Source organism: Lentilactobacillus sp., assembly GCF_040773105.1.
Taxonomy (GTDB): Bacteria; Bacillota; Bacilli; order Lactobacillales; family Lactobacillaceae; genus Lentilactobacillus; species Lentilactobacillus parabuchneri.
Genome location: NZ_JAXGWW010000116.1, coordinates 1 through 6,349 on the forward strand (window position 1 = coordinate 1; position 6,349 = coordinate 6,349).

Consider the following 6,349-nt stretch of genomic DNA (forward strand, 5'->3'; position numbering starts at 1 on the left):
ATTGAAGAAGGCACGCCGGTTGTTGGCATTATTACGCAAAAACGAACTGCCAACTTGACCCGGAGCAACCTTCAAGAAACAGAGTCCCGGGGTGCTGCAACCTTTACAATTGTTCGAAACGGGCTTGCACAAGAAGGCGATACGTTGGTCATTCCAGATGTTAATGAATTGATTACGCCACTCCTAAGTGTTGTGCCAGCGCAACTGATCGCTTACTTCACCAGTTTGAACAAGGGATTAGATGTCGATCGACCACGGAATTTGGCTAAGAGTGTCACAGTTGAATAGGTTTGCTTAATAACCGTTTGGTTTAAGACGACTAAATAAATTTTTTAATTTATTTGGTCGTCTTTTTTTGTTTTCGGCGCGAAGATGATATATTATAAGAGTTGGTAAAGATATTAAGAAAGTTTAAAGCTTTTAGTGGAATTTATTCTATTTAGGGCTTCATTTTTTATCCATTATCTAATATGATAGGGATGTGGCTTATTCGGAGGTGTGGATCATTGAATAAAATAATTAAACATGGATTAACTGCGCTACTTGTTACGGGGATGGGGATTTTATTCACAAGCTTTTCTGCCCAAAGTACATACCAACAAGCTTATGCCTCAACGGCAAGCAGTTTCATCAGTCAATACAAAAGTGATGTGACAAAAGCAGCAACGAAATACAATTTGTATGGGTCGGTCATGATGGCCCAGGCTGGCTTGGAAAGTGGCTGGGGGCAAAGCCAATTGACCCAAGAAGCTAATAATTTCTTTGGTATTAAGGGTGCCTATAATGGTGCCTCCGTTTCGATGCCAACCGTTGAATACAACAGTAATGGTCAAATGATTAACACGACGGCGAATTTCAAAAAATATCCCACCGCTTACGCTTCTTTTGCCGATAACGGATCGACACTTAGGAACGGGACGAGTTGGGATTCTAAGTACTACTCAGGTTCATGGAAAGAAAACGCGGCCACTTATCAAGATGCTGCCAATGCTTTGACGGGAAAATACGCCACCGCACCCAATTATGGGGCTTCTTTGATTACCGTCATTCAAACCTATAATTTGGATCAGGTGTTTGGTGAGACGTCTGGTTCGTCTTCCAGTTCCAGTTCAACGTCCAGCAGCTCGTCATCACAAACGTCCTCAACCACCAGCTCGTCGAGTTCATCAAGCTCGTCAGCCACTTCAACAACTCAGACTCAAACACCAGTGACCCCGGTTAAGCAATTAGCGAAGGTTAAATACTATAAAGCTTCCGGAAAAGATTTAGTGCCGCTTTCAAAGAAATACAAGAAGTATTACGTATATAATCATGTGAAGGGCGCCGCTAATAGTGAGAAACGTTATACCTGGTCACAACTGGGCGTTAATAGTCGTGTCCAAGTTTATTTGGATATGCGTGGTGTCAAGACGAATAGTTCAACCAACTGGTATCGACTGAGATTTTACAGCAATGCCAAAGCCAAAAAGTTCTGGGTTAGTGCACCTGCACTTCAATTTGCGACAACTTATTCCGGTTCAGCAACTGGGGCTTTGACGCCAAGTAAGACGTCAAATGGTTATATTTATAATCACATTGTCGGCTCAAGCTTGTTGTCCAAGCCGGTCAAAAAAGTGAAAACTTTAGCGGCCGTCAATAAGGGTTATAATGTCAGCAAAACCGCTTTACAAAAGTCATCCAAGGGATTAGTTTTGTGGTACAAAATTTCCGATGGTAAGACTAAAGGTTGGATTAAAGGCTCAGATGTAGTATCATATCCTGGATCGGTCGCGGTAGTTAATCATAAGGCGGTCAAGTCGGTATCCAAGAACGCCAGCTCGACTTATCTGTATGATCACGCCAACGCAACCGGCAATTTACAGAAGCACTACAAACTAAGTCAAGTTAATTTAAGTGTTGGAACGAAGGTTACTGTCGATAAGATGGGTTATAAAGTCAGTGATGGCTCTATTTGGTATCGAATTTCGAGTCCGAGTTCTTCGGCCAAGTATTGGGTTCCGGCATCGTTTTTCTCATAAGTTAACAGCGAGTCGTCCTTCATAATAAAAAATCATCAATTATGAGGGTGATTGGGAGGTTTTTAGAATTACTAAGCAATGTGTACACGTCATGATGAAAGCCCTGGCTGCAGCGATTGCGGTTATCGGCTTTTGTTTTGTGCAAGCAAATATAGCAAACGCCAGTGTCGAAACTGACTTTATCAATCGTTTAAAGGACCCGGTCGTCAAGGTTAGCAAACAAAATCATCTTTATCCATCGGTTATGATGGCTCAGGCAATCGTTGAAAGCGATTTTGGCCGGTCCGAGTTATCGTTGGACGCCAACAATTACTTTGGCGTTAAAGGCAGTTATAATGGCCAATCCGTGACGATGAGTACCGGTGAATACACGGCAAATGGTAAACATTACATGACTGCTGCCGCCTTTAAAAAGTATCCAACCATTGAAGCTTCAATCAAGGATAATGCGTATCTTTTACGCCATGGGACGTTAACGGATTCGAATTATTATTCCGGAACCTGGACAAATAACGCCCCAACGTCAAGTGATGCGGCGATGGCCCTGTCATTAACCTATGCGACCGACATGGAGTACGGCAACAAGCTGAACGCCATCATCGTCAAATACGATTTGAATAAGCTTGACGGATCAGTGAGTTCGGGAGATATCAACTCCAAGATTGATGCATCATTGGACAAACAACTTGCAGGTAACAAGAAGCAGGAGGCTGAAGTCCGGGCCGAAAATGCCCAATCAAAGATTAATAGTATTCCCAAGCGAATTATTCCAAACTTTGTATTTAACACGAAGGGTGCAACCAAGATTAATCAGGGGGACCCGGTTATCCAATTTAATAGCCTCCCTTTGCAAAACATCGTTGAGAAGTAGTTATTTAAGGGTTCGCAAAGATTATTTGTGAACCCTTTTTTTCGCTGCAATATTTGTTATAATGTTACTCGTGAATTTAGAGTTTCTTAAACTAGGAGAGAAACAATGGAAAATGATTATAAAGTAAAAGTAGAAAATGTTACCAAGGAGTACGAACTCTTTAAGACGCAGTCAGAAAAGCTGAGATCCTTTTTTTCGCTGTCTAAAAAACCAGTTCCCCATTTTTGGTCACTGATGGGTATTACATTGACCATTCAACCAGGTGAAACAATGGGCCTGATCGGGGTCAACGGTTCTGGTAAGTCAACAATTTCAAACATTATTTCCGGCATTATCCCCCAAACGACCGGGTACGTTGATGTTCGTGGCGAAACTTCAATCGTGGCGATCCATGCCGGATTGAGAAGTAATTTAACCGGACGGGAAAATATCCGCTTGAAGTCACTGATGCAGGGGCTGACTAATGAAGAAATCGACGAATTAATGCCCGACATTATTGCATTTGCTGACATTGGGGATTTCGTTGACCAACCGGTTAAGAGCTATTCAAGCGGGATGCGTTCGCGGCTGGGATTTGCTATTGCCGTGCATATCAACCCGGATATCTTGATTATTGACGAAGCGTTATCGGTTGGTGATGATACGTTCTACCAGAAGTGTGTTGACAAAATTACCGAGTTTAAAGCTGAAGGAAAGACCATTATTTTTGTCAGCCATTCTTTGAAGCAGATTGAAATGCTTTGTGACAGAGTCGCTTGGATTAACTATGGCGAACTTAAAATGGTCGGTGATACTAAAGAAGTCACCAGCCAATACCGTGAGTTTACTCAGTGGTTTAAAAAACTCAGTAAAAAAGAAAAGCATAAGTTTGAGTCGGAACGAAAGAGTATCCAAAAGAACTTCAGCATTCAAAATTACCAAAAGAAGGTTACCGAACAGGAACAAGCTGCCAATCCAGAAGCCAAGGATATCCCGGCTAAGGTCCAGAAACGGTTCTATGGTTCGGTGATTAGTGAAAAAATGTCAGTTTGGAACCAGCTGTTAACCTGGGCGGTTTTGATCGTGGTGGTTTTCTTCTGTTTGGTTAACGTTTCGGGCCACTCGCTCGAACACGTCATTGATAACCCGGTTTCAATCGTGCATCCATCACACACCTTACATTTACCTGGGACAGAATAAAGTTTTGAAATTCAGTAGATGAGATCGCGCGTCGCCGCAAAAGATCTCATTTATTTTTAAATGTAGTTGACAGCGCTTACAATATTGAGTATATTATGTTCGGGTACTAAATAAATACCTTCTAATCAATTCTCTTTCTCTCTTAAAAAGCTGACGTCTTTATAACGCCAGTTTTTTTATGTATAATTATATGATGGTCAATGTCAAAGGAGGCAAAACATTGAAAAGTCATGAGGTTTTAACGTTGATTGAAGAGATTACCAGAAATGATGGCACAAAGTACATCGAGATCAGTAACATGGTTCAAAACGGAAGGGCAGAATTAGCCGCTGAGAGAGGTTTTATCAAGCAGGTAAGGATATTACAGCTAAACATCCCGCACTCACCTCACGTCGCAAAATATGAGCAATACGTCAACGAGAATTACACCATGCCTGATGAAAACATGGATCATTTTGAAGAATGGCGGAAAACCCCTGAAATGCAGAAGGAAGTTGACATTATTCTGAAAGAAAATCACATTAGTTAGGGGCTTAATGAAATTTAAATGAAATTTTGGTTTGCATATTTTCCGTGGATATGATATAAATATATATGTCGTTTTTAAAGAAAATATTTTTGCTCCGTAGTTCAGTGGTAGAATAATTGACTGTTAATCAAGAGGTCGCTGGTTCGAACCCAGCCGGAGCAGTTGAGATCTTTCGGGATTCTCAAAGCGCAAAAAATCTTTTTTTATACATTCTTGTTGTCAACCAACGATGAATATGATATATTATCATAGTGCTCGTTAGTAATTGAATATTTTTGCTCCGTAGTTCAGTGGTAGAATAATTGACTGTTAATCAAGAGGTCGCTGGTTCGAACCCAGCCGGAGCAGTTCTTAAAAGTAGGCTTAGCGGCCTACTTTTTATTTTGCCATTTTTCTCATTTTGAGCCGATTGAGTTTGCGAACTTTTCACACATAGTGGAATATGATACGATACAGATACTGTTACCGAAATGAGTGTACAGCATTGGGGGGATTGTTTTGAACTTACATAAATCCATTCGAAGATTTGCCGTTATTGTCATTGCCTCTGTGGGCCTGAGCGTTTCAGCACTTCTGATCCATTCTGAGCGTGTGGCTGCCGACTCGGCTGTTAATTCATATATTTTCAACCAACACCTGACACCGGCTAATGTGACCAAATCCATCTGGAGCGGCTTTCCGAAAAACGCTTATACGGCCGGGGCACCCACTGGCGTCGTTGTGCACGAAACCGGCAACCCCAGTTCGACGATTTACGGTGAAATTGCCTACATGAAACGCAACTATCAAAATGCCTTTGTTCATTCATACGTGGATGCGTCCCGGGTGATTAACATTGCCGACACCAACTATTTGGCGTGGGGCTGTGGATTTCCAGGTAACGGACGGTTCATACAGTTCGAACAAGTCGAAGTTCACAGTAAGGCTGCGTTTGCCAAAGAAGTCAATAATGCCGCCAATTATACGGCAGAGTTACTGCACCAGTATAATTTGCCACTCAATAACGCGGTTAATGATGGCAAGGGGACAGTCTGGTCACACAAAGCAGTTGCCAAATACCTGGGTGGATCAGACCATGTCGATCCGGACGGCTATTACGCCAAGGCCGGCCAAACCTATTTTGGTGAGGCTTATACCATGAATGATTTTTATGCCCTGGTTAAACATTATTATGGCAACAGTTCAGCTTCGACCAGCTCGTCAACTACCAATCAAACATCAGACACCAGTGGGGCACTGAACGCCAACTCTGCTTCCCAGCAGGCGGCTGTTAAATATTATCGCGGTCAAGGCAACGAAACCGCAACGCTTCTTCCCACCTTCAGCCGCTATCGTTTATACAATCACGTTAAGGATGCCGGATACAGCACTTATAGCTACAGTTGGGCGTCTCTTCCGGCGTATACCGGCAAGAAGGTTTACGTCGACTCCCGGGGCGTCAAGATGCCGTCGAAGTCAACTTGGTACCGGATTCGTTTCAATAAGGCTGCCAATGCCCAAAAATATTGGGTTTTCTCAAAGGCCTTGAGCTTCAATCCAGTCACATATAATGATTCCAACAAGTCAATCACGATTAAGAGCGGCAAGTATGCACTGCGCAATCACGTTTATAACACGTCGACGTTATCGAAGGTGACCGGGTCAACGCAAAGGATCCTCAACCAAACGTTTAAGGTTCCCTGTTTGTAAAATTAAGTTAGAAATTTAAAAAGCCATTTGTGATAGACTTTTGAGTGTTGAAATCAAAAGAAA

General features: G+C 42.3%; 5 protein-coding genes, 2 tRNA genes and 1 pseudogene. All 8 read left to right on the forward strand.

All coding sequences use genetic code 11. From position 1 onward, the window contains the following. A pseudogene (locus AB3112_RS07080) lies at positions 1–288 on the forward strand (glutamine--fructose-6-phosphate aminotransferase); the annotation flags it as partial. Between the two features lie 218 nt (positions 289–506). Further along, entirely contained in the window at positions 507–2,018 is a 1,512-nt protein-coding gene (locus tag AB3112_RS07085; RefSeq protein ID WP_084975142.1) for a glycoside hydrolase family 73 protein, read from the forward strand. Between the two features lie 91 nt (positions 2,019–2,109). After that, positions 2,110–2,889 carry a glycoside hydrolase family 73 protein gene (locus AB3112_RS07090; RefSeq protein ID WP_367334186.1) on the forward strand — a complete coding sequence of 260 codons (780 nt, stop codon included), beginning with the start codon at positions 2,110–2,112 and terminating at the stop codon, positions 2,887–2,889. A gap of 105 nt (positions 2,890–2,994) precedes the next feature. Beyond that, positions 2,995–4,068, forward strand: coding sequence for an ABC transporter ATP-binding protein (locus AB3112_RS07095; RefSeq protein WP_084975146.1), 1,074 nt, complete (start codon positions 2,995–2,997; stop codon positions 4,066–4,068). A 220-nt stretch (positions 4,069–4,288) separates the two neighbouring features. Beyond that, positions 4,289–4,597 carry a hypothetical protein gene (locus AB3112_RS07100; RefSeq protein WP_057910516.1) on the forward strand — a complete coding sequence of 103 codons (309 nt, stop codon included), beginning with the start codon at positions 4,289–4,291 and terminating at the stop codon, positions 4,595–4,597. Positions 4,598–4,687: 90 nt separating this feature from the next. Beyond that, positions 4,688–4,759: transfer RNA gene (locus AB3112_RS07105), tRNA-Asn, on the forward strand. A gap of 114 nt (positions 4,760–4,873) precedes the next feature. Next, positions 4,874–4,945 (forward strand) — tRNA-Asn (locus tag AB3112_RS07110). 150 nt (positions 4,946–5,095) lie between these two features. Further along, on the forward strand, positions 5,096–6,286 hold the full coding sequence (locus tag AB3112_RS07115) for an N-acetylmuramoyl-L-alanine amidase family protein (RefSeq protein ID WP_367334187.1): 1,191 nt from the start codon (positions 5,096–5,098) through the stop codon (positions 6,284–6,286). Positions 6,287–6,349 lie beyond the last annotated feature (63 nt).

Excerpts from the sequence above, each read along its gene's own strand:
- AB3112_RS07095 (WP_084975146.1), top strand. The coding sequence starts at position 2,995 with ATGGAAAATGATTATAAAGTAAAAGTAGAAAATGTTACCAAGGAGTAC.
- AB3112_RS07090 (WP_367334186.1), top strand. The coding sequence starts at position 2,110 with ATGATGAAAGCCCTGGCTGCAGCGATTGCGGTTATCGGCTTTTGTTTT.